This window comes from Inhella gelatinilytica (assembly GCF_016093295.1).
In the GTDB taxonomy this organism is placed as follows: Bacteria; Pseudomonadota; Gammaproteobacteria; order Burkholderiales; family Burkholderiaceae_C; genus Inhella; species Inhella gelatinilytica.
On the sequence record NZ_JAEDAL010000002.1, the window covers coordinates 20,076 to 43,670 of the forward strand.

General features: G+C 67.0%; 20 protein-coding genes. 12 read left to right on the top strand and 8 right to left on the bottom strand.

The window, feature by feature from the left end; genetic code table 11:
* Positions 1 to 3: 3 nt before the first annotated feature.
* Positions 4 to 2,262 carry a TonB-dependent receptor plug domain-containing protein gene (locus I7X43_RS05005; protein ID WP_198099831.1) on the top strand — a complete coding sequence of 753 codons (2,259 nt, stop codon included), beginning with the start codon at positions 4 to 6 and terminating at the stop codon, positions 2,260 to 2,262.
* Between the two features lie 28 nt (positions 2,263 to 2,290).
* Here the strand turns inward: I7X43_RS05005 and I7X43_RS05010 are convergent, their stop codons facing one another.
* Positions 2,291 to 4,210 (bottom strand): methyl-accepting chemotaxis protein, encoded by a 1,920-nt coding sequence (locus tag I7X43_RS05010; RefSeq protein WP_198099832.1) that lies wholly within the window; start codon positions 4,208 to 4,210, stop codon positions 2,291 to 2,293.
* Positions 4,211 to 4,326: 116 nt separating this feature from the next.
* Positions 4,327 to 5,697 (bottom strand): Xaa-Pro dipeptidase, encoded by a 1,371-nt coding sequence (pepQ, locus tag I7X43_RS05015; protein ID WP_198099833.1) that lies wholly within the window; start codon positions 5,695 to 5,697, stop codon positions 4,327 to 4,329.
* Between the two features lie 191 nt (positions 5,698 to 5,888).
* On the opposite strand from pepQ, the gene I7X43_RS05020 reads away from it, so the two are divergent.
* The 3 genes from I7X43_RS05020 to I7X43_RS05030 are packed head-to-tail and all read left to right on the top strand — an operon-like array spanning position 5,889 to position 9,315.
* Positions 5,889 to 7,154 (top strand): hypothetical protein, encoded by a 1,266-nt coding sequence (locus I7X43_RS05020; RefSeq protein WP_198099834.1) that lies wholly within the window; start codon positions 5,889 to 5,891, stop codon positions 7,152 to 7,154.
* An 11-nt stretch (positions 7,155 to 7,165) separates the two neighbouring features.
* Complete coding sequence (locus I7X43_RS05025) at positions 7,166 to 7,582, top strand: type 2 periplasmic-binding domain-containing protein (protein WP_198099835.1); 417 nt, start codon at positions 7,166 to 7,168, stop codon at positions 7,580 to 7,582.
* Positions 7,579 to 9,315, top strand: a complete 1,737-nt coding sequence (locus tag I7X43_RS05030) for a sensor histidine kinase (RefSeq protein WP_198099836.1) — start codon at positions 7,579 to 7,581, stop codon at positions 9,313 to 9,315. Before I7X43_RS05025 ends, I7X43_RS05030 begins: the two co-directional genes overlap by 4 nt.
* Here I7X43_RS05030 and I7X43_RS05035 read toward each other — a convergent pair.
* The 5 genes from I7X43_RS05035 to I7X43_RS05055 form a co-directional block, all read right to left on the bottom strand.
* A complete protein-coding gene (locus I7X43_RS05035; protein ID WP_198099837.1) occupies positions 9,284 to 9,862 on the bottom strand; it encodes a 5-formyltetrahydrofolate cyclo-ligase in 579 nt (192 codons plus the stop codon). The two genes, I7X43_RS05030 and I7X43_RS05035, sit on opposite strands and share 32 nt — an antisense overlap.
* The gene (locus I7X43_RS05040; protein ID WP_198099838.1) at positions 9,859 to 10,584 is read right to left on the bottom strand and encodes a DUF8198 family protein; all 726 of its coding nucleotides are present in this window, start codon (positions 10,582 to 10,584) and stop codon (positions 9,859 to 9,861) included. The genes I7X43_RS05035 and I7X43_RS05040 overlap by 4 nt, the downstream gene beginning before the upstream one ends.
* 24 nt (positions 10,585 to 10,608) lie before the next feature.
* The gene (locus I7X43_RS05045) at positions 10,609 to 11,475 is read right to left on the bottom strand and encodes an HDOD domain-containing protein (RefSeq protein WP_198099839.1); all 867 of its coding nucleotides are present in this window, start codon (positions 11,473 to 11,475) and stop codon (positions 10,609 to 10,611) included.
* Positions 11,476 to 11,589: 114 nt separating this feature from the next.
* The gene (locus tag I7X43_RS05050) at positions 11,590 to 11,838 is read right to left on the bottom strand and encodes a hypothetical protein (RefSeq protein WP_198099840.1); all 249 of its coding nucleotides are present in this window, start codon (positions 11,836 to 11,838) and stop codon (positions 11,590 to 11,592) included.
* Positions 11,839 to 11,865: 27 nt separating this feature from the next.
* Positions 11,866 to 12,042, bottom strand: coding sequence for a hypothetical protein (locus I7X43_RS05055; RefSeq protein WP_198099841.1), 177 nt, complete (start codon positions 12,040 to 12,042; stop codon positions 11,866 to 11,868).
* Positions 12,043 to 12,236: 194 nt separating this feature from the next.
* On the opposite strand from I7X43_RS05055, the gene fba reads away from it, so the two are divergent.
* From fba to lnt, 8 genes are all read left to right on the top strand, one after another.
* Positions 12,237 to 13,301: a class II fructose-bisphosphate aldolase gene (gene fba / locus I7X43_RS05060; protein WP_198099842.1), complete on the top strand. Its 1,065-nt coding sequence runs from the start codon at positions 12,237 to 12,239 to the stop codon at positions 13,299 to 13,301.
* 102 nt (positions 13,302 to 13,403) lie between these two features.
* The gene (locus I7X43_RS05065) at positions 13,404 to 14,342 is read left to right on the top strand and encodes a DUF3667 domain-containing protein (protein WP_198099843.1); all 939 of its coding nucleotides are present in this window, start codon (positions 13,404 to 13,406) and stop codon (positions 14,340 to 14,342) included.
* Positions 14,342 to 16,069 (top strand): SWIM zinc finger family protein, encoded by a 1,728-nt coding sequence (locus tag I7X43_RS05070; protein ID WP_198099844.1) that lies wholly within the window; start codon positions 14,342 to 14,344, stop codon positions 16,067 to 16,069. Before I7X43_RS05065 ends, I7X43_RS05070 begins: the two co-directional genes overlap by 1 nt.
* A gap of 33 nt (positions 16,070 to 16,102) precedes the next feature.
* Positions 16,103 to 16,984, top strand: a complete 882-nt coding sequence (locus I7X43_RS05075) for a phosphoribosylaminoimidazolesuccinocarboxamide synthase (protein WP_198099845.1) — start codon at positions 16,103 to 16,105, stop codon at positions 16,982 to 16,984.
* The gene (locus I7X43_RS05080) at positions 16,984 to 18,120 is read left to right on the top strand and encodes a tetratricopeptide repeat protein (RefSeq protein WP_198099846.1); all 1,137 of its coding nucleotides are present in this window, start codon (positions 16,984 to 16,986) and stop codon (positions 18,118 to 18,120) included. Before I7X43_RS05075 ends, I7X43_RS05080 begins: the two co-directional genes overlap by 1 nt.
* 217 nt (positions 18,121 to 18,337) lie before the next feature.
* Positions 18,338 to 19,414 (top strand): SGNH/GDSL hydrolase family protein, encoded by a 1,077-nt coding sequence (locus I7X43_RS05085; protein WP_246480205.1) that lies wholly within the window; start codon positions 18,338 to 18,340, stop codon positions 19,412 to 19,414.
* Between the two features lie 2 nt (positions 19,415 to 19,416).
* A complete protein-coding gene (locus I7X43_RS05090) occupies positions 19,417 to 20,028 on the top strand; it encodes a hypothetical protein (protein ID WP_198099848.1) in 612 nt (203 codons plus the stop codon).
* Positions 20,029 to 20,033: 5 nt separating this feature from the next.
* On the top strand, positions 20,034 to 22,508 hold the full coding sequence (lnt, locus tag I7X43_RS05095; protein WP_198099849.1) for an apolipoprotein N-acyltransferase: 2,475 nt from the start codon (positions 20,034 to 20,036) through the stop codon (positions 22,506 to 22,508).
* Between the two features lie 58 nt (positions 22,509 to 22,566).
* Here the strand turns inward: lnt and I7X43_RS05100 are convergent, their stop codons facing one another.
* Positions 22,567 to 23,526: a tetratricopeptide repeat protein gene (locus I7X43_RS05100; protein WP_198099850.1), complete on the bottom strand. Its 960-nt coding sequence runs from the start codon at positions 23,524 to 23,526 to the stop codon at positions 22,567 to 22,569.
* Positions 23,527 to 23,595: the final 69 nt, after the last annotated feature.

A 23,595-nucleotide genomic window follows, 5' to 3' on the forward strand; every position in this document is an offset into this window, starting at 1 on the left:
ACCATGAACGGCAGAGTGTGGATCGCGGTGGCGGTCATGGGGGTGGCGCGGTTGGCGGCCGCGGCGGCGCCCGATCCAGCGGCTCCGACCGCGGTAGGCGCGCAAGCTCCCCAGAAGCCGGCTGCTGCTCCGACGGAAAAACTGGACAAGGTGACTGTGACCAGCAGCCCCACGGCGGCCAGTCGCCGCCGCAACAGCACGGCCAGCAAGATCGTCATCGACCGCGAGGATTTGGCGCGCTATGGTGATACGCAACTGGGCGATGTGCTCAGGCGTTTGCCGGGGGTCACGCTCGGGGGGCGCCCCGGGCGCGGGGGCGATATTCGCTTGCGCGGGCTTGGAGGCGGCTTCACCCAAATCTTGATTGACGGCGAACGGGCGCCAGCGGGCTTTTCCGTGGACCAGCTCTCGCCCGATCAAATCGAGCGCATTGAAATCTTGCGCGCGCCCACGGCTGAAACCGGGGCCCGCGCCGTGGCGGGGACGATCAACATCCTCCTGCGGGAACCGTTGGTCAAGAGCGCCAGCGAGTTGCGCGTGGGCCTGGGTGGGGACCACGGTGACCCGCAGGGTGACTTCAATTGGACGCGCAATGCACGCGGTTGGAACGATGCCCTGGTGGGGGCATTCACCTTGAGTGGGAATGCCGCAACGCGCTTCAACGATGTCGATGTGCGCTACCGCAGTGAGCGATTGGACACGGGGCAAGTGACCGGTGAAAGCGGCCAGATCGGCGGTAGCCGGGGGCGCACGCGCAGCCTGAATGGCAGTGGTCGCCTGCGCTGGAAGCTCAGCGACACCCAGCAACTGCACCTCTCGCCGGTGGCCTTTGTCTCAGGGAGCGACGGCACGACCGATGTGCGGGTCTGGGGCAACAGCCGCTACGACGCGGCTCAAGGGCGCAACGAAGGCTCGAGCGCCTTGCTCCGATTGAATGCCAGCTGGCTGTGGCGCCCCGATCCGGCGCAGCGATTCGAACTTCGCAGTGGCACGGGGCGCACCCGTTGGGACAGCGAAAACCACCGGCAGGAGTTTCTGCTCGATCAAGCGGTGCGCACCCAAGACGACCGCACGCACACCCAGGACGACAACCGCACCTTGACCGCGAAGTGGAGCCTTCAAACCGACCGTGAGCACCAGTGGGTGAGCGGGGTGGAAGGGGAGTGGGGGGAGCGCGTGCAAACGCGCGCCACGCTGGAAAACGGGGCGCCCAAGGCCGGTTTGGACGAATTTGGCGACACCTTGGCGGCGCGCACCCGCCGGCGGGCGGCCTACACCCAAGACGAGTGGAGCCCCAACCCGCAGTGGTCGATTTACCTGGGGTGGCGCTGGGAGGAGTTGCGAACGCAGGGGGCGGGGGGCGGGGTAGTGCCCCCCAGCCTCACCGTCAGCCGCGTGGCATCCCCCCTGGCCCATGCCCTTTGGAAACCCAGCTTTTGGCCGCGCGATCAAGTGCGCGCCAGCTTGACGCGCAGTTACCGGGCGCCCGCGCTCAACGACCTGATCGCCAAGCCGGTGGTGAATGCCAGCTACCCGCAGGGCCTCAACCCCCAAACCCATCCGGACAGCGCTGGCAACCCTGAGTTGCTGCCGGAACTGGCCACGGGTCTGGATATGAGCTGGGAGCACTGGCTGGACAGCGGCGGCGTGCTGATGGTCAGCGCTTACGTGCGGGAGATCCGCGGGCTGATTCGCCGGCTGCTCGTGCAGGAAGTCGTGCCCTGGGACGACCGCCCGCGCTGGGTGAGCCGCCCGCGCAATCTGGATCGGGCTCGGACGGCGGGGCTGGAACTTGAGGCCAAGGCGCGGCTGGATGAGCTGTGGCCCTCCGCACCCGAGGTCTTGGGCGGACTCTTGGTGCGCGGCAACCTGGCGGTTTTCGCCTCCCGAGTGGACGGGGTGCCGGGTCCGGACAACCGGCTCGACCAGCAACCGCGCGGCACGGCCAACCTCGGGGCGGACTACTTGTGGCCGAACGGGGTTCGCGGGGGGTTCAACTGGGGTTACGTTCCCCTGACGCGGGTGCAACAGACTGCCTTGCTGGCGCGGCAAGACAGCCCGCGCCGCGTGCTGGACGCTTACCTGCAGTGGCACAGCGGCGAGGCCCGGGATGGCATCGTTTGGCGGCTTTCCACCGCCAATGTGCTGGCCTACCCCACCGAGGTGCTCACGCAGGTGGACGTGGGCACCAGCCGAACCCAAACGCTGGATCGCAAGCGCACGTTTGTGGTGTGGTCCCTGCGGGGCGAGTTCCGCTACTGAGGGTGGCCCGGCCCGACGCGGTGGGAAGTTAGGCCTGTGTGGGCAGGATGAAGACGCCCACGGCATTGAGCAGCTCGCTGCTTTGCTGCCGCAGGCTTTCGGCCGCTGCTGCGCTTTGCTCAACCAGCGCGGCGTTCTGCTGGGTGGTCTGGTCCATGTCGTTCACGGCGCGGCTGGCTTGCAGCACCCCGTCACTCTGCTGTTGATTGGCATGACTGATGGTCGCAACCAGCGAGCCCAAGTGCTGGATGGCCCGCACCACCTCGGTTACTACATCCCCGGCACTGCGGGCGTGGCCCGTCGTTCCCGAGACTTGATCCGCCATGGCGCCGATCAGGTGCTTGACCTCCGCTGCCGCTTCCGCCACGCGACCCGCCAGGCTGCGAACCTCGCTGGCCACCACGGCGAAACCGCGCCCGGACTCGCCCGCGCGTGCTGCCTCCACCGCCGCGTTCAGCGCCAGGATATTGGTCTGAAAGGCAATGCCATCAATCACCCCAATGATTTGGCTGATGCGCTGCGAGCTGTGATGAACCGCCTGAATTTGCTCCACAACGTCGGTGACGACTTTGAGACCCACTTCGGCCTGCTGAACCGTTTGCGTCGCCAAGCCGCGGGCTTGATGGGCATGGTCGGCGTTGTCGCGGACGGCGCCGCCCAACTCCTCCATCGTGGCGGCGGTTTGTTGAACCGCGCTGGCTTGCCGTTCCGTGCGCGTGGACAAGTCGGAGTTGCCGGCGGCGATTTGTCCGCTGGCCGAAGCCACTTGCTCCGCGCTTTGCCGCACGGCCACACAGACCTTGACCAGTTGCCCTCGCATTTCCTCCAGTGCCAACAGCAACTGCCCCATGTCGTTGGAGCCTTGCTGCGGCACCGGTGATTGCAGGTCACCCGCAGCAATGCCGCGCGCGGCGCGAACGGCACGCTCCACGGGCAACGTGATGGATCGCACCAAGCACAGGCCCAGCCACATGGAGGTCACCAGGAGCAAACCACCGACGCAGGCATAAAAAAACAGCGTTCGCTGAGCCGAATTCGCTCGGGACTTGAGCAACTGGGCCAATGCCGCCTCCGCACGGGCGGACTGTTCTTGCAGGCGCTTGAGCGGCTGAGACAGGGCCGAGAAGGCAGCGGCCGGTGAGGTGGAGCCCTGGGGGGCGGCGAGCAGTTGCTTGCGAAGGTCAAAGACGCTGGCCGTGGTTTCTGCCAACAGCTTGGGCGTCAGGACCGATGCCAGATCGGGGTTGGCGTCTGTGGCCAGCTCGTAATGGTGTTGCAGGCGTTCCTGATGCGATTGAATGTCGTGCTGGCCGTCGGCGGCCGGACCGTTCGAAGCGGCCGCTCCCGCCAACTCCAGCGTGGTGCGCGCGCGAATGCGACCGAGGCGATCCAGCAGCTCGGGCATCACCTCGTAGCTTGCGATGATCAAGTGATAGCTGTCGACGCTGGGGTCATAGGACAGCAGGGTCTCGTGAAGGATTTGCGCTGAAAACTGCGCCAACTGGTGCAGATGTTGCCGATGCAAGTCTTGGCTTTGTTGGGGGGTGAGTTCGCGTCGGGAAACGCTGCCGAGCAAGCCCTTCAAAGCGATTGCTTCTTCCTGCCAGCGTGCTCGGGTCTGCGCCGGAATTTCGGGGATCTGCAGCGCGGCCGTCACGGACTCCAGGTCACGTGTGAGCTGCTGCTGGGCCTCATGAATGGGGGCGATCGAAGCGTCCGAACGCGCCAACCAAAGCCCTGACTGGCCGCGGTGTTGCATCAGGGCGAGCCGGACAGCCACCAACCGGGAGGCCACGGCCGTGCCTTGGCTCTCTTGTCTCGCCACCTGCCAGGTCTCCCACTCCAATTGAACGAGGCGATGACCCAGCCACAGGCAGGGCAAAGCCAAGAGCAGGCCCACCAAGGCGAACTTGGTGCGTGTGTTGATCCGATCCAACCACGATTGCATGACGTCCTCCCCGCGCTTTTGTTGGGACGCGATGCTCCGGCAGTCGCCGGGCGGTGTGCTACATCATGAAGAAGGATTTCGCTTTGATCCCCCTCAAACCAAGGGGCTAAACGACTTCAGCCGCTGAGGGCGCGGAAGGCGTCTCGCGTCAAGTTCTCCGGCGCCCCTTCTGCGCGGCAGACCACATCGTCCTCAATGCGGATGCCGCCAAAGGGCTTCAGCGCCTCCACCCGCGCCCAATTGACGTGGGCAGTCAGGGGGCTGGCCTGCAGCTCGCGCAGCAACAGCGGAATGAAGTACAGCCCGGGCTCGATGGTGACCACCATGCCCGGCGCGAGGGGACGGGTCAGCCGCAAATAGGGGTGGCCAGCCGGGCGTTCGCGGCGCGTACCCGCCGCGTCGATTTGCAGGCCGGCGATGTCGTGCACCTGCAAGCCCAGCAAGTGGCCGATGCCATGCGGGAAGAACGGGCGTGTCGCGCCCTGGGTCACGGCGGCCTCGGCGCTGAGGCCCTGCAGCAGTCCCACGTCCAGCAGCAAGGTGGCGATGCGCTGGTGCGCGTCCAGGTGAATGGCCGCGTAGTCGGTGCCTGCGCGCACTTGATCGACCAGGGCCAGCTCCAACTGCTCCATGCCCGCCAGCAGGGCCGCAAAGTCGTCCCGCGCACTCCCTTGCGGCGCGTGTGGGTGCAGCCAGGTGCGGGTGATGTCGCTGGCGTAGCCGGCGCATTGGGCGCCTGCGTCAATGAGCAGGGTGGTGGGCTGCGCGGGGGCCAACCGATCCTGGAATTGCCAGTGCAAGACCGCGCCATGGGCGCCCAAGCCGACGATATTCCCGTAAGGCAATTCGCGCTCGCTCTGGCCGCTCGCCGCCAGATAGGCCAAGTGAATGTCGAACTCGGCCCCGCCGGCCTCAAAAGCTGCGCGTGCCGCCAGATGCCCTACCGCTGCACGCCGGCTGGCGGCCCGCATCAACTGCAGTTCGTAGTCCGTCTTGTAGGCCCGGGCATGGTGCAGGGCCGCCAGCACGCCTTCGGGGTTGTGCGCCACCGGCCCACCCGGCACGGCGGCATCGGCCTCGCCAATCACCGCCAAGCGCGCGGGAGCCGCCGCCTGCAGAGCCGCGGCTGCAGCTTCGAGGCTACGCACCACCTGAATTTCCAGCGCCTCCACCCAGTAACCACTCGGCGGGGCCGGGGGGGCGTGCCAATAGTCCTCGGCTTGCGGATAAATCAGCAGCGGGGGCCGGCCCGGGCGAATCAGCAGCCAACACCCAGGATGCTGGGGCAGCGGCACCCAGTGCAAGAAATGCGGATTGGCTTGGAACGGGTAGGCCTTGTCATCCAGAAAGGCGAACTTTTCCACCCCGGAAGCGATGGCCAGACCATCGAACCCATGCAGGGGCAAGAGCTCGGCGCAGCGCGCCTGTAGCTGATCCAGATGGGTCCGGTACAGCGCCGGCAGGTCGGGGTGGTGGGCGTTCATCATGCGGACATTCTGCAATGGACGCTGGGCCGGCGGTGCCGCCTGGCGGGGCGCAGCGGCGGCGCGAGTGGTGTCTTGCCGATGCGACATTCAGGCGGCACAAACCCAGCACTGAGGATTGAAGAAACCGGTCAAAAGGACGATGCTGGCCCTTCCGGCGAATCCCCTTTTGTTTCCGAGACAAGGAGTGTGAGATGACGCGTTCCCCTCGTTGGTGGCCCCTGTGCTTGGGCCTGGTGGCAGGATTTCCGGCGTCGGCGGTGGAGCTGACTCCGTGGTTGAAGTTCGACGGTTTTGGCACGCTGGCGGCCTATCGCGGCGATGACCCGGTGGCAGGGGCTCGGTCCGACCAGCGCACTTCGCAATACACCTCGAACAAAGAGTGGCGCTTTGACGGCGACTCGCAACTCACGGGCCAGTTCACCCTGAATCCCAGTGGGCCGGTGCGAGGGGTGTTGCAGGTGCTCTCCAAAGACGACGTAACCGAACGCTTCAAACCGCGCGTGGAGTGGTTGTACGCGAGTTGGGATATTTCGGCCGATTGGACCGTCAAGGGGGGGCGTGTGGTCGCCCCTGTGTTCTTGTTGTCCGATACCCGCAATGTGGGGTACGCCCAGACTGCGGTGCGTCCCAATCAGACGGTGTATCAAATCAACCCGATCACCAGCCTGGACGGGGTCAACGTCAATTGGGCCAAGGCCGTCGGCGGTGGCAATCTTTCCTTTGAAGCCGCCTTTGGCAAGACCGAGTTGAACTTGACCAGCGGCAAGATCGATGTCAAGCGCACCAGTTCGTTGGCACTGAAATGGAGCCAGGGCCCGTGGACCGTTCGTTGGGGGCGGTCAGATTTCAGGTTGGACGGGTCGCTGCCTGCCACACAGGCGGCTCTGAACGCACTGAGTTCGGGGGCCACGGCCTGCACCAACTGCGCCACGGTGCTGCCGGCGCGCTTTGCGTTCACGGACATTAAAGGACACATCGACACACTGGCGGGCACGATTGAACAGGGTGATTGGCTTGTTCAGGCGGAGTGGACGCGGCGTCTGTCCAACAGCGCGCTGGTGCCGGATATCCAAGGCTGGTATGCCCAGCTGGGGTATCGCGTGGGCGACTTCACGCCGTATGCCGCCGTTGGCGGGCTCAAGGTGACCGAAGGGCCCCTGGGCCTGCAAACCCATCCGGCGGCGCCGGCTTCTGCCGCAGCCGCCAACGCGGCGTTTGAGCACTACTTGCGCAACCCCAACGATCGCGACACCTGGCAGTTGGGGGTGCGCTGGGAGGTCCGAGAAAACTTTGCGCTCAAGCTGCAGTGGGAATCCATCAAGAACACGCGGGCTCCGTTTCTGGGCATGAACAGCGTGATTTACAGCCCCACCACGCGCCCCATCGGGACTTACATCGGGCCGGCCTGGGACGGCAAGATGAACGTCTTGTCCGTCAACCTGGACTTTGTTTTCTAAGGGAGACGAACATGGCAATTCGTGTCGTGCAACCGATCGCCCTGGTGCTTGCCTTGATGGCGGGTGACGCCATGGCCGACGTGGTGGTCGTGGTGTCAGCCAAGAGCCCGCTGGCCAAGCTGGACAAGGCCGCCGTGACGGATCTGTACCTGGGGGCCACCAAAGAAGCCCCAGGCTTGGGGCAGGCCACGCTGGTGGCCTTGGCGCCTCCGGTGCGGGATGAGTTCTATGCCAAAGTGCTGGGCAAGGAGGCCTCGCAAGTCAAGGCCATTTGGTCGCGGCTGATCTTTAGCGGCAAGGGCATCGCGCCCAAGGAGCTGACCTCAGCGGCGGAAGTGAAGGCGTTGCTCGCGGGCAATCCCAACGCCATTGGCTATGTTGATAAGGCGGACGTGGACGCCTCGGTAAAGGTGGTGTTCGCGCCTTGAAAACCCCGCATCGCTGGGTCGTGCTCGTGGCGGTGGCGCTGGTCGGCGCCGCCGCCTTGATGCTTTTGGTGCTGCGAGCCCAGCACGAGGCCCGCGCCCTGTGGGAGCAGGAGGTACACCGCAGCACCAGTCGCCTTCAGCAGTTCACGCTGAATTGGGTTGAGCACCGCCGTCAGCTGTTGCGCAGCCTGGGGTTGTTGTCTCAAGCGCAAGGGTGGCCCGATGAGGCCGCGTTCTTGGCGGACTTGAAGGCACTGAGTCAAGACACCGATGGCGACATTGCCTTGGCGGCCGTGGCCCTGAAGGGGGCGGCCGGGCAGGCGTGGCAGCGTTTGGCGTCTCAGAACGTGACACCGGATCAGTGGGCTGAGCTGGCTCGCCGTGCGGCTCCGCCGGAGCGTCGCCTGGGCGGGCTGGCCCCGCTCACCGATGGCAGCGTCCCCTTGGCCTTGCCGCAGGGCGCGGATCAATGGGTGGTCTTGCTGCTGGATGTGGGGGGCATGTTGCGCCAGTTGCAGTCAGTCGATTGGCCGGCGGGCGTGCTGCTGCAGTTGGACTGGCTGGATGCGCAGGGCGTCGCGCATGCGGTCAGCGGGGAGACGCAGACGGGATCCCTCTTGTCCTACACCGAGTTGGAGCCGGCTCCGGGGGGGCAGTGGCGGTTCCGCTGGAGCATCAAGACCGATGTGCGCAGCGGTCCGAATCAGGGGCTGGCCCTGGCCATCGCCGTGTTGGGCGGGCTCTTGGTGTTGGGGGCGGTGTTGCTGCTGGACCGAGCCTTTCGGCTGCGCGAAAGCAACCGGGCGCTGGCGGGTTTGAACCGGCAGCTCGATGCTCGCGTGGTCGAGCGGACGGAATCGCTTCAATTGGCCAACGACGGCTTGCAAAAGGCCATGCATCACCTGGCCGAAGCGGAGAAGTTGGCGGCCTTGGGGCGCTTGGTGGCCGGGGTGTCGCATGAACTGAACACGCCCTTGGGCGTGGTGACCACGGCGGCCAGCAGTTTGCAAGACCGGGTGGGGAGCCTGCAGAGCCAGGTGCAAGAGGGGGGCGGCACCTTGCGCCGCTCGCAACTTCTCGAAGAGTTGCAAACGGTGCGCGACCTCGCCGACCTGACCTTGCGCAATGCGGCACGTGCGGCCAATTTGGTCGAACATTTCAAGGAAATGGCGGTCGACCAGTCCAGCTTGAGGCGGCGGCGTTTTGATGTGGCCCAAGTCATCCAGGCGGTGTTGCAGGCGCTGGCGACCGGGTTGCGACGCGCCAACTGTGAACTGCAGATCGAGCAATCCGGAGACCCCGAACTGGACGGCTACCCGGGGGCGGTGGAGCAGGTGCTGACCAACTTGGTTCAGAACTGTTTGGTGCACGGCTTCTCAGGGCGCACTGCCGGGCGCATCCGGGTGGGTTTCGAGTCGGTCGAGGCGTGGGTCACGCTCTGGGTGGAGGACGACGGGGTGGGCATGGATGCCACCGCGCAGGCGCGGTATTTCGAGCCGTTCTTCACCACGCGGCTCGGTCAGGGCGGGAGTGGGCTCGGCGGCTACCTGATCTACAACCTGGTCACGGGGCTGCTGGGTGGGGAAGTCAGTGTCCGCAGCACCTTGGGTGAGGGCACGCGGGTGACCGTGCGTTTGCCGCGGGTGGCGCCGGTGCCACGCAACAACCTGCACGAGGCCTACGCCGTGCCGCCGCCTGCGTTCAACGCCCCCACACCACCCCCTCGTCCGTGAGCAGGGTGTCCAGGGGGCGGTCGCCTTCCAGGGGCTCCAATCCCGGCACCCAACTGACGCTGTAGGCCAGGCCGCAGGTCACCGGGTGGGGCTCGCGCTGGCGCAGCGTTCGGTCGACAAACCCTCCGCCGTAGCCCACCCGCAGGCCCCCCGCGCCGAAGCCCAAACAGGGGACCAGCAGCAATTCAGGCTCAAATTGCTCGGTGTCTTTGGGCTTGAGGATGCCGAAAGCGTCTTCCTCCATGGGGCAGCCGGGGTACCAGACGTGAAAGCTCAACAAGCCCGTGTCTTTGTGTTTCACGGGCAGGCCGATGCGGCGCTCGGGGTGGTCTTCGCTCCAGCGGTAAAGCGCGGGGAGCGGGTCGAATTCCCCCTTGATGGGCCAATAGGCGCCCATGCGCTGTTCGGGCCGTTGCAACAACCACACGCGCAACACCTCTTGCAACGAAGCGGCCCGTTGCAGACGGTCGGGCCACTCTTGGCGCAGTTCGACCAGCACATCGCGCAAGGCACGTCGGCGATCCGCCGCGGATCCGGGCAAGCTCATGTCAGGGCTTCGCTTTCAGGGTGCATCAATCGGCGCAGGTCGCCGCCGGGGTCGCCTTGGAACAGCGTTTGCGCCCAGGCCGTTTCGCGCTGCTGAACCCGTGCCAAGAATTCGTCGGCGCCCTGCATGGCGCGAAAGGTATCAAACCCGCACTCCAGGAAACGCTGCAGGTCTTCCAAACCAGCGGCAGCGGCGGGGCCTCGCATCATGCGCAGGGCCTGTCGCAAGAGTGGCTTGTGGGTGTAACGGTCCAGGGCTTGCCCCACCTGCAACGTGAGCTGAATTTGGGCCTGGCGGTGCGCCGCGCGGCCCACCTGCTGCCAGGCAGCCACGTAGGCCGACGCGTTCGCAGGTTCGCGCAGGGCCAGGGCCATTTCGGTATCGAGCTCTTCGGACAGGGCGTGCAATTCCGCCAGCGTCTGCACCGTGGTCACCACTTCCTTGGGGAACAAGCGCACCAGGGGGCGGACGATGCGGCGGAATTGCGCATCCCGCTGGCTGTAGTCACGAGGGCCGTACAGCTCGTCCAAAAAGAAGCCGGCCGCCCCGGCGTACCGGGGGCTATGCAGCAGGTCCTGATAGGCCTGTCGAAATCGCGCCTGCTGGAAGCGTTTCAAGTCTTCCGTGCGCGCGGCCAAACCGGGGTGTGCCGCACGCCGAGCGCGTTGGTGCTCCACGTGTTCCAGCGCGTCCAGAATGGCTTCGGTGCGGGCATTACTCACCGCAACTCCTCACCGGTCCACCGTTCATCCCTCGCGCACAGTGGGCGGGGCCCCGGCAATGTCCTGCAGCAAGCGCAGCGTGGGCGTGGACGCCAGGTTCAGCAGCTGTCCGATGTCTTTGACGTCATCGGGAATGGCTGGGTTGTCCCAGCCTCGAGCGCTGTGGCGGGCCAGGCGCACGGCTAAGCGCACCGTTTGCACCTGAGGGTCGGACTCACACCGGTCGTCGGTGATGTGGGCCAAAAGCGGTGGCAGGTGCCACAGTTTCATCAGCGCCTGTTCGAGCAGAGAGAGTTCGATACCCAGCACTTGTTTCTGGGCTTTGACGCTGCGCAGGGTCGGATCCGCCGTTTGCAGGCGTCGAATTTCACTGGCCAGCGTCGGGGCGTGGAACCACAGCAGCACCTCGGCAAAGTCATGCAGCAAGGCGGCGGTGTGAATCACCTGCGCATCTTGGTCCATGCGGTGGGCGGCAAACGCCAGGGCGAACCGGGCGGAGCGTTCCGAGCGATGGAGCACGTCCATGGCCCCTTCCAGTGCGCTGGGCTGATCGGCGAACCAGGCCTCCACCGTGGGCTGAGGAGGAAAGTTGGCGAAGAACGGGGTGATGCCCATCAGCACCACCGCGCTGGTGATGGTTTCGGCATCGGCGTTGCGCCGCTCCCGCCCCAAGCTGGCCGCGGCCACCAGCACCTTCAGGCACATCAGGGGGTCGTGCGAGAAGGTTTCGCCAATCGAATGGGCGTCGACGTTGTCTTCATCGGCGCGGAGTTGCTCCAAGGCCTCCGCGCTGCTGGCCAGGACGGGAATTTCTTGCGAAGCAAAGTGCTGTGCCCAAGCGCTCAAACTGCCGAGCGGGCGTTCCAGCAGGCGTCGATCCGGGAGATCCATCGGGCGAACCTTGAAGCGGCAGGTCGCCGGATGATAAAGGGCAGCGCCCCGCCATGTTCTTCGACAAGGGGGGCGCTGTGACATTCGGGCGCTTTTAGGCGCCCGCGGTGCGGATTACAGGCGTTCGAGACCTTGCAAGAAGGTGAAACGGCGCAATCCGTCCTCAAAAAGCACACCGTGCCCCGTGCGGGGGTCCACCCGGTATTCCAGGGCTCCGGTGGGAGCCGCTTCAACGGGCAGGGGACGGGCTAAGCGTGCGGCCAATCCATCCAAGCGGCGGCTGGCCGCGTGCAGGGTGTGGATCAGGAGCTGACGGGGGAGGGAGCGGCCACTGGCGCGGGCGCTGAGGGCGAGGGTGTGCATGGGTTTCTCCGGCTGCTGAGCAGCGATTCAGGTGCTTCGAGGGGGTGTCCAGAACTCGCGCAATTGGCGCGCCAGTTCGCGGCGGTCCGTCTGTCGGGGGGCGGCGGGCTGGTGCGCGCCGGCTTTGCGCCGGGCGGCCGGGGCCACCCAGGGGTTGCGGGGCTTCAAATTCAGCGCTGGGCGCGGGGACGTGAATTGCGGCATGGAGTCTCCTGATCAAGAAGGGTGATAAACGAGCGTCGAATGATAAATAAACATTGCGCAAAAGCGCAAGTGGATACGAAGTCACCCCTTCGTTTGGAGGAGTTGCTCGGTGGGCGGGCTTTTAGAATCGGAGCCAGTTACGGCGCGGTTACCAAGTCCGCGCGCCCCGGTTTTCACACTCTCAGGACCCACCCATGCCTCTCGTTTCGATGCGCCAGCTGCTCGACCACGCCGCCGAGCACGGCTATGGCATTCCCGCCTTCAACGTCAACAATCTGGAGCAGGTCCAGGCTGTGATGATGGCCGCCGACGAGGTCGGGGCCCCAGTCATCCTGCAAGCCAGCGCGGGAGCGCGCAAATATGCGGGTGAAAGCTTTATCAAGCACTTGATCCAAGCCGCCACCGAGGCCTATCCGCACATTCCGCTGGTCATGCACCAGGATCACGGCACCAGCCCCAAGGTTTGCCAGGGCGCCATCGACCTGGGCTTTGGCTCGGTCATGATGGACGGCTCGCTGCGCGAGGACGGCAAGACCCCGGCTGACTTTGACTACAACGTCAACGTCACACGCACCGTGGTTGAGATGGCGCACCAGGTCGGTGTCTCGGTTGAGGGCGAGCTCGGCTGCCTGGGCAACCTTGAAACCGGCGACGCCGGCGAAGAAGACGGCATCGGCGCCGAAGGCAAGCTCAGCCATGCCCAGATGCTGACCGACCCGGAGGAAGCCGCTCAATTCGTCAAGGCCACGCAGCTGGATGCCCTGGCCATCGCCATTGGCACCAGCCATGGTGCCTACAAATTCAGCCGCAAGCCCACCGGAGACATCCTGGCCATCAGCCGCGTGAAGGAGATCCACGCCCGCATTCCCAACACCCACTTGGTGATGCACGGCTCCTCGTCGGTGCCGCAGGAGTTGCTGGCCATCATCAACCAGTACGGCGGTCAGATGAAGGAAACCTATGGCGTGCCGGTCGAGGAGATCCAAGAGGCCATCAAACACGGCGTGCGCAAGATCAACATCGACACCGACATCCGCTTGGCGATGACGGGTGCCGCCCGCAAGTTCATGTTCGAAAACCCGGACAAGTTCGACGCCCGTGAGTGGCTCAAACCCGCCCGGGCGGCCGCCCAGGCCATCTGCAAGCAGCGCTACCTGGAGTTCGGATGCGAAGGCCAGGGCCGGGCTCAGGCCAATCGCACGCTGGTTGACATGGCCGCCGCCTACGCCAAGGGCGAGTTGGCTCAGGTGGTGCGCTAACTCGACCCGGACCCACCCCGGTGGGTCCGCAACCGGGCGCCCCACCGGGCGCCTTTTTTGCGCCCGTACCATCCCGGTTTTGACATTCCCTCGGAGTGCCCAGTGTCAGCTTCAATGCAGACGGCCTGTCCCAACTGCGGCCACCGCCTCGCGGCCTGGGACAAGTTCTGCTCGCAGTGTGGGCAGGACACGGCCAATCACCCGCCCTCGTTGTGGGAGTTTGTGCACGAGTTCCTGCTGCACTACGTGGCCTTCGAGGGCAAGTTGTGGAAGTCGCTCTGGGCCTTGATGGCGCGCCCAGGGTTCTTGACGCTGGAGTATTTGGCTGGGCGCAAACAGCGCTACGTGCTGCCCTTGCGCCTGGTGCTGACCCTGGGCCTGGTGTTCTTTATCGCCCTCAAATTGGTGCCGGGCGACGATTCGCTGATTCAGGTCAAGCCGCCCGCGCGCGCCGCGACGGTTGAGCTGCCGCAGGGGGTCGGAGAAGTGCTGGCGCAGGCCAAAGCCCAAGCGCAGGCTGAAGGGGCGACGGATCAGCGCCGACGCGAACCGTCGACCGAGGGCCCGAGCGACGACGAGCAGTTCGATCTCTTTGTGCGTCAACTGCCGCCCGCGCTGGCGGGGGCGCTGGAGCGTTCGCGGACCCGTTTCAAAGCGGACACCGAGGCCGAGCTCAAGCGGGTGGGCGCGCGCATGCTGGCCCTGGCGCCCTATGCCGTGCTGTGCAGCCTGCCGTTTTATGCCGGCCTGCTGGCGCTGCTGTACCGCAGCCGACGCCAGCCCTTTGGCACCCACTTTGTGTTTGCCCTGCACCTGCACGCGGCGTGGTACGGCGTGCTGCTGCTGGCTCAACTGCCGGGTTGGTTGTTTGGTCTGGCGGCCTTGTTCTGGGCCAATGCCTACCCCCTGCTGGCGCTCCAGCGGGTTTACGGCGGGGCGTGGTGGGCCACGGTGTTGCGGGCCAGTGCGCTGCTGATGCTGCACTTGCTCGTGCTGCTGGTGGGCGTGGTGATTTTGGGCGTGCTCGGCGCACTGGCCTGATGCAGGCCCAGACCCAGGCGCTGCTGGAAGCGCTGAGCGACGCTGGGCTGCTGCGCCACTGGGCGCCGCACATCTTGGAGCGGGGGGCCGCGCTGACGCCCAAGGTGCGCGAGTTTGAATGGTCCCAACAAGGCAGCCTGAGTGCAGCGCAGGGGCGCGTCCAAGGGGGCTCGCTCTACCGCACCCACCTGACGCACAGCCCCGGCGGCGCCTTGCGCGGGGATTGCGACTGCCCGCATGCGGCCGGCGGCGAGGCCTGCAAGCACCAAGCCGCGCTGGCCCTGGTCTGGCGCCAGGCGCTGAGTGGGGAGGCTTTGACGAGCCCGACGGCGCCCGAAGCCGCCAGCGCCGCGAACCCCGGGCCACCGGACGAACCCGACTGGGCCGTGTTCGTGCGCGCTCAAGGTGCACCCGCCCTGGCCGAGCGTCTGCTGGCCTGGGCCGCCAAAGTGCCCGAACTCAAGCGCGAGCTGCAGCTGTGGCAGCGCAGCAGCACGCCCGTGGAGGATTTGGCTCAGGCCAAGAAGCTCGTGACCAGCGTGCTGACGGCGCCGCGGGATCTTTACGAATGGCGTCGCGTCAGCGCCTACGTGCGCAAGGCCGAAAGCGTGCTGGGCCTGCTGGCCGGCTGGACGGACGCCGACCCGGCGCTGGCCCTGGGGGCGGCTGAACACGCGTGGCTCAAATTGTGGAAGCTCCTGGAAACGGCCGACGACTCCAATGGCGAAATACAAGGACTCATCACCGAGGTGGGGCAACTCTGGCTTCAGGCGCTCAAGCAGCTGGGGCCCCAACCCGCGAGCTTTGCCGAGCGCCTGATCAAGCTCTACCGCGTGGACGAGTGCGGCTATCTGCCCCTGGATCAAGCACTGGCCGCCGCCGGCCCGTTGCCGGCCGCCAAGCTGCGCACGCAATTTGCTGCCGCGTGGGAGGCCAGCCGGGCCGAGCCGTCCGGCGAGCGGTCTACGGGTTGGGGGCCGCAAGACGATTACTTGCGCCTGCTGAGGGCCCTGGGCGACGGTGCGGAGCGTCTGCGGGTGTTGCGTCAGCGGCTGGAGCGGCCGTACGACCATGTGCGGCTGATCGAGGCCTTCGTGGAGCTCGGTCAGGCGCGCGAAGCCCTGCAGGCCGCGGAGGCCGCCTGCAAGGCCCACCCCGACGATCGCCGGCTGCGCGGGCTGCTGATCGCCGCCTATGAGCGTGACGGGTGGGACGATGAAGCGCTCGCTTTGCGCCAACGTGACTTCGAAGACCACCCAGCCAACGCCGAGTACCACGCCCTGGTGCAGGCCGCCCAACGCTGCGGGCGTGACCCGCAGGCGTTCCGCGCGGGCCTGTGGCAGCGCCTGATGGATTTGCACGCCGCCCAGCGAAGCGCCTTCCTGGCCGAAGGCTTGGCGGGTTTGCTGGTGGAGATCTGGACCGACGAGGCGGAGTTCGATCGGGCCTGGGCCTGGTTGCAGACCGGTGCACCCGTGCCCATCTCGGCACTGTTGCGCTTGGCCCGCGCCCTGCCGGCGTCATCGGCTGAGTCCGCCGCCACCCTGTTCAAGAGCGTGTTGGCGCGTCAAATGTTGGGCGCCAAGACGCCCTATGCGGCAGCGCTGCAGACCGTTCGGGCGGCCTTGGCGGTGATGCCCCACGAGGCCGGCCGCCTGTGGCTGGCTTGGCTGCGGCTGGAGTACCGCGCCAAGCCTCGCTTCGTCGAAAGCCTGGCCGGGCTGTGACAATAGCGGTCTTTGCACCGCACTTGTCTTGCCATGTCCGCAGCCCTGTACCAGTCTTCCCTGCACTCCCTGCCCCTGTTGGCCCGCGGCAAAGTGCGGGAGAACTACGCAGTGGGCGAAGACCGCATCCTGATGGTGGCCAGTGATCGCCTCTCGGCCTTTGATGTCGTGATGGGGGAACCCATCCCGGGCAAGGGCGCGCTGCTCACCCAGATGGCCTTGTTCTGGTTCGAAAAACTCAAGGACGTGGTGCCCAACCACTTGACGGGCGAGGACCCGCTGTCGGTCGTCGCGCCGGATGAGGTTGAACAGGTGCGGGACCGCACCATGCTGGTCAAGCGCTTGAAGCCCCTGCCCATCGAGGCGGTGGTGCGCGGCTACTTGGCCGGATCAGGGTGGAAGGAGTACCAGGCCACGCAATCGGTATGCGGCGTGGCCCTGCCGGCCGGCTTGCAGAACGCCTCCAAACTGCCCGAACCCATCTTCACGCCCGCCACCAAAGCTGAGATGGGCGATCACGACGAGAACATCGATTTCGAGCGCTGCGTGGCGCTGATTGGCCGCGAGATGGCGGAGCGCGTGCGCGCGGTGTCCATCGAGCTGTACCAGCGGGCCGCGGCCTACGCCCTGACCCAGGGCATCATCATTGCCGACACCAAGTTCGAGTTCGGCCTGGATGCCGAGGGCACCTTGACCTTGATGGACGAGGTGCTGACGCCGGATTCGTCGCGCTACTGGCCGGTGGAGGGCTACGCGGTGGGGGCCAACCCGCCCTCCTACGACAAGCAATTCGTGCGCGACTGGCTGGAGGCCCAGCCCTGGGGCAAAACCGCCCCCGCACCTGCCTTGCCGCCCGAGGTCATTGAACAGACCGCGGCCACCTATCGCAAGGCCCTGGAGCGCCTGACCGCCTGATGATCAAGCTGTCCGGCTCCAATTCCCGCCTGCTGCGCAAGCTGGAGCAGGACTTGGCCGTGGCGCAGCGCGAGCACCAGCACCTAAGGGCCCATTGCCTGCGGGCCCGGCGGGCGGGCCTTTTGGCTCGCCTGGGCCAGCAGGACAGCGCCCGCTCCGAACTCACGTCACTGCACCAAGTGGCGTTTGCCAGCCCCAATGCGCGGCTCTCTGCTTGGTTGTGCTGGGCCGAATCCCAAGTGGCCTACTACACGCAGTACGACATGGGGGCCGTGGGGTGGCTGGTGCGGGCGGAAGAGCAAGGCCGCGCGGCCGAGTGTCTGGAGGTGCGGGTTGAGGCCCTGGCCTTTCTGGCGCACCTGGCCTTCGCCGACCACCGGCCCGAAGACGCCGCCGACGCCATTCAGCGCTGCCTGGCGTTGGGGGCGCCCGAGCATGGCCCCGCCCTGGCGCGTTTGCACATGGTGGTGGGTCAGGCTTGGCACTTGGCGCGTGGCGTGGACCAAGGGTATGAAACCGCGCAGCCCTGGTACACCCGGGCCCGCAGCTTTGCCGCGGCCTGCGGGGACGATGCCCTGATTTCCGCCCTCATGTACAACAGTGCGACGCTGCGTGTGGCCTGTGTGCGCGAAGCCGAATTGGCGGAAGGGCGCAGCGAAGCCCCGGTGCCGTTGGCGGCGGTCGATTCCGTCTCGCACTTCGATCAAGCCATGGGCGTGGCCGGTTTGCGCGAGCTCACACCCCTGGCGCGGGCGCAGATGCTGGTGTCGGCGGGACGTTTCGCCGAGGCCATGGTGTTGATGCCCCACAACCTGGACGACACGCAGCGCCTCTCCTTGGGGCGCTTGAGTCCGGCGCTGCGCGCCGACTGGGCCTGGTGTGCGGTCAATTTGGGTGACCCCACGATGGCCCGCGCCCAAGCGGATCAAGCCCTGCTGGAAATCGGCCCGCACTGCCATGCGGATGACCGTGGGTGCACCCACGCTCGGGTGGCCCAGGTCTATGGGCAACTGGGGCTCAGCGAACTGGCGCAGGCCCAGTGCGAAAAAGCGACAAGTGCCTGGTCGGAATGGCGCACGCTGCAAGCGCGCTGGCGGGCCGCGCTGGCGCCCCACTCGCTGCCGGACGCCCAGTAAACACGGGCGTTGAACCGACCCTGCGATGCAGCGGCGGGTTTTCCCGATGCGGGAATTTGCTCCCTTCGTTCGAATGGCTTTGCGATAGCGTTACATCCAATTTCATCGGGTCATGCGGAATCGGCATTGGTTCCAGGCGGTGATCCGAGGCGCTGAAGCTTGTTGAGGTCAGCGCGGCCGGTTTTCCAACCCCCTGAGGACCTTGACGATGACTCGCATGAATCGCGTTTGGCGCCGTGTTTTGCCCGTTTTGCTGGGCTTGGTGGTGACCGGCCCAGCGCTGGCCAGCACCTTGAACCAAAACGTCTCCTGGACGATCGACCGCGCCGGCACCACGGCCAAGTACCGGGTCGTGGCCTATGGCGACTCCATTTACGCCGGTTACAACGGTTCCACCACCAGCGCCGCGAAGTACTCGGCCCCGACGGTCGACGCCGAATACCTGTCGGCCCTGTGGAATGCTGACATCGAGAGCGTGCGCCGTACCAAGTCTGGCGCCGTGGCGTCCGATGTCTACGCCAACAAAATCGTGGCCGAGCGCAGTTACATGCAGGCCACCAACACCCGCGTGGTGACCTTTGAGATGTGCGGCAACGACGGCCTGCAAGCGCGCACGGCCTTCAAGGACCAGACGGGCACCTGCAATTACGGCGTCATGGACACGGCGCTGGCCAATTGCAAGACCAACGTCGCCAAGGCGATGGACTACATCAACGCCAATGCCTATGCCGGCGTGAAGCTCAAGGTCATCAGCAACGTCTACTACCCGGGCTACGCTGCGGACAACGTGCAAAGCAGCTGCAAAGACGCCACCACGGGCGCCACGGTGAACCTGCGCGACAAGTTCTTGCCCTACCTGGCCAAGATGAACTACTGGATGTGCGAATACGCGCGCCTGAAGGGCTTCAAGTGCGCCGACAACTTTGCCGAGTACATGGGCGCGGACTACGACAGCAATGGCGACGGCTTGGTTGATGCCGATGGCCTGCGCTACCAAAGCGGCGAAACCGAGCTGAACTACGTCACCCGGCTGACCTCGACCCTCAAGTCCACGCTGCGCGACGCCAACACCAAGATGCTGTCGGCCAGCAGCAGCTACGACTACATCCAGTCGGACGACGTGCACCCCACCTACAACGGCGGCACCGTGACGGCGGGCTTGTTTGGTGGCACCACGGGCACGGGCGCGGCGCGCTACATCAGCTTCACGTCGGGCAAGAACCCGATCTGGAACCAGCTCGGTCATGAGCGCATGGGCTGGCGCATTTCCACCTACAACCCGGCCACGCCCTGAGCATGCTGGGGCGTCCGGCCTGGGGCTGGCTGGCGCTGGCCGTGGCCGGCGCCGTGGCGGCGGTCTGGTTGGGGTGGGCGGAACCCGACCCGCCCACGGAGGCCCCGCCGCCCCGTCCCGGGCCGTCCCAGGCCGCGGGGCCCCTCGCGGCAGCCCCGATGGCCTCGGCCGCTTCGAGCCGTCCCCTGGGGCCGGCGCTGCCCACGGCCCCCGCTCCGGATCGCACCGATCGTGACCTGGCCGATGTGGTCGGCCCCCTGCGCCCGGGCGAGGAGCCCACGATGGGCGAGGTCATTCAGCGGCTGCGCGCCGCGGGGGTTCGCACCGGCCTGGCGGCTTTCAACCCCCCAGGCACCAAGCCCATCTTGGTGGGGCTGGCAGTGCCGCCGGACTTCCCGCTGCCGCCCGGCTACGTCCGCCACCACCAAACCACCGATGACGGCCAAGCGGTCGAGGCCATCCTGCGCTATGCGCCGGACTTTCAGCCGGTCGATGCCTGGGGGCGCCCCCTCCCGTTGCCGCCGGACCGCGTGGTCCCGCCCGAATCCGCCCCGCCCGGGTTGCCCCTGCGGCGCATCGTGATTCCCCCGCCCTTGCCCCCAGTCCGGCCGTGACTCCGATGACGACGACGCCTGCGCGCACCTGGCGCGAACGCCTGCTCTCCCGCCTCCCCGACCTGGGCTTGCTCGCTGCCCTGGCCGTGCTGCTCGGCCTGTGTGCTCAGGGGGGCTTGGCCTGGCCGCTCCTGGGGGTCGGCTGGGTGCCGGCCGTGCTGCTGCTGCAGCGCCACGCCGGTTGGCGGGCCACGGGGCTCGCGGCCTGGGCGGTGGCGGTGGTGTACACGGCTGCAGCGTTTTCCTGGTTTGGCGTGGCCATTGGGCAGTACACGCAAATCGGTGCGGGCTGGGGCCTGGCGCTGCTGCTCCTGCTCGCGCCGGTGTTCCAGCCCCAAATCTTGGCCTATGCCCTGGTGCGGCAGGCCGTGCAGCGCCACCACGGCGCCGGCGTGGCGGCCCTGGCAGCGGCCGGTGCCTGGGTGGCGTGCGAGTGGGCCTGGCCCAAGATGCTGGGTGACAGCTTGGGCCACGGCCTGTACCCCTCGCTGTGGCTGCGGCAAGCGGCCGACTTGGGCGGCGTGGCGGGCCTGAGCCTGCTCGCCTTGGGCCTGAACGAGGCGCTGGCCGCGGCCTGGCAACGCCGCCGGGCTGGGGCGCGGGCTTGGGGCTTTCCCCTGGCGGTGGCCGGGGCCATTCCGCTCTTGCTGGCGATCTATGGCGCGGCCACGCTGGCGGGGCGGCCCGCCGAGGCCGATCAGCCCCAGCTGCGCATCGGTCTGGTGCAAGCCAACATCACCGACCTGGAGGCGCGCCGCCGCGCGCAAGGCGCGTATGCCGTGGTGCGCGAGGTGCTGGACACGCACTACGCCATGAGCCACGACGCGGTCGAGCGCCAGCGGGCCGACGCCGTGCTGTGGAGCGAGACCGTCTACCCCACCACCTTCGCCCAGCCCAAGAGCGAGGCCGGGGCGGAGTTGGACCGCGAGATCGTCTCCATCGTCAACGCGGCGGGCGTACCTTTTGTGTTCGGCACCTACGACCGTGACCGCGAGGGCGAGTACAACGCTGCCGCCTTTGTAGAGCCCGGTCGCGGCCTGCTGGGCTTTTATCGCAAGACCCGGCCGTTCCCCCTGACCGAATATGTACCGCCCTGGCTGGACGGCCCCACCCTGCGGGGCCTGCTGCCCTGGCTGGGCACTTGGCAGCCGGGCAATGGCCCGCGCCCCTTGCCCCTGCGCTTGCGCGACGGGCGCGAAGTGCCGGTGCAAGCCTTGATTTGCCGCGACGACGTGGACCCCAGCCTCGCCATCGCGGCCGCCCGCCTGGGCGTGCAGGCCCTGCTCACGATGTCCAACGACAGCTGGTTCAGCCGCGTGCCGCAAGGCGCCGAACTGCACCAAGCCGTGGCGGCCTTTCGCAGCATCGAGACCCGGCTGCCGCAGTTCCGTGTCACCACCAACGGCTTCAGTGGCCTGATTGACGCCACTGGCACGGTGCGGGCCGGCACCGGCATGAACGAACGGGCCCTGGTGGTGGGCAGCTTGCCCGTGCCGCAGCCCGTTCCCACGCTGATGGTGCGCTGGGGTGACTGGGTGGGCCCGACGGCGCTCGCCGGCCTGCTGCTGTTGGCGGCGGGGCCCCTGCTGCGGCGCTTGGTTCGCCCCGTGACCCCGGCCACCGCCGGGGCGATGACGGCCGCTGGCGTCAAGGTCGCCGTGCTGCCCACCTGGGCTTGGGGGCTCACCCTGGCGCTGCGCACCCTTGCCCGCGTGGCCGTGTTGGTCTTGGCAGCCGCGTGGCTGACGGACGAGGCTTTCCGCGCCAACAGCTGGGGCCAGCTGCGGGCTTTCGTGGCGGCCGTGGTGCTGCCCGAGGCGGTGGCGCTGTGCCTGCTCGCAGCTTTTGGCGCGCGCCTGCGCTGGGGTTCCAGGGAGGGCGCGGCGGCCGAACCCCGGCTCCAGTTGAGCCGGGGAACGCACCAGCTGGAACGGCCTCTCAGCGACTTGGCGGGCATGACACGCTGGCGCTGGCCCTTGCCCCTCAGCGGCCAGACGCTGCACTGGCGCGCTGGCCCGGCGTGGCACTTGGCCGGGCAGGGGGCGGCAGCCGCTCTCGACGCGGAGCCTGCGCTCAATCTCGCGCCCGCGCAGGCCCCCTTTGAGGCGGCCCGCGCCGCATGGCCGCCTGGGGGGCTGGCATCGCCGGCCCTGCGCTTTGCGTTGCTGCCGCTGGGGCTGGCCATCCCCGCCTTTTTGCTGCACCAACACATCGCCTATGGCGCCTGGCTGGGGGAGTTTCACAGCTACGGCCTGCGGGCTTACACCCTGGCCTTTGCCCTGTGGTGGGCCGCCTGGATCTGGGGCGTCACGGCCTTTGCAGCCACCCTGCGTGTGGGCATCGAAGGCGCCGCCTGGCTCACTGCCCACCTCCGCCCCGCCTGGGCCCAGCCCGCCCGCCTGGCCCTGGAGCGCCTGGGCCTCCTGGCGCTGTTTGGGGGGCTGCCGGTGTGGCTGGGCTTGAGGCTCGCTGGGCTCTGAACGGGCCGACAAACAAAAAACCGCGCAGATGCGCGGTTTTTTGTTGGGGCGGTGGCGTTCAGAACAAGGCCATCGACAGCTTGCGCCGGTATTGGTCCAGCACCGGGTCGCTGGGCACGGTGGCGGCGTGGCCGGTGAGTTGCAGCTTGCTGTCAGCCGTGCCCTTGCCTGCGGCGGGCTTGGCTTGGGGTTTGGTCATCACTTCGAGGATGGCGACGTAGGTCTTGCGCGCCAGCTGGCCGTTCCACTCTTTGTCGCGCATCACGATTTCCAGCAGGGCGTCGAGCGCGTCCACCAGGCGCCCGGCCGCGAAATGCTGCTGGGCCAGGGCGAAGCGGGCGTCGAAGTCGCGGCGGTTGGCGGCGATGGCGGCTTCGAGTTGCGCGGTCGCAGGGCTGCTCGCTGCCGCGCGGCCGGCGGCCAGCCAGGCCCCGAGCGCGGCAAAGCGGGTGTGCGGGGTGATGGGGTCGAAGGCTTGCGCGGCGACGGGCTCGAAGGCGGCTTCGGCATCCATCCAGCGCCCGGCCTCAATCAGGGCCTTGACCCAGTCAAACCGCGCCCCCTCATTCTTGGGGTCGGCCTGCACGGCAGCCATCAGGTGCGCCAGGGCGTCGTCGGTGGCGCCTTCGTCGAGCAAGGCCTCGGCCTGGGCCACTTCCACTTCGGCAGCCAGCGCGCCCTCGCCGGGCACGTGTTTGTCCAGGAAGCTGCGGATTTGGCTTTCGGGCAGGGCGCCCACGAAGCCGTCGACGGGCTGGCCGCCGACGAACATCACGCAGAACGGGATGGAGCGCACGCCAAAGGCGGCACTCAACTGACCGGCGATCTCGGGTTGCTCGTCGCTGTTGAGCTTGGCCAGCGTGAAGCGGCCGGCGTACTCGGTCTCCAGCTTTTCCAGGATGGGGCCCAGCGCCTTGCAGGGGCCGCACCAGGGGGCCCAGATGTCCAGCAGCACGGGCGCAGCCATGCTGGCGCCAATCAATTCGGTTTCGAAGTTTTCGAGGGAGATGTCGATCATGGTCGGGCTGGACGGCAGGCGAGGTCAGAAGGTGGGGCAGGTGAGGGGGAGTGCCTAAAATTCAAGTCT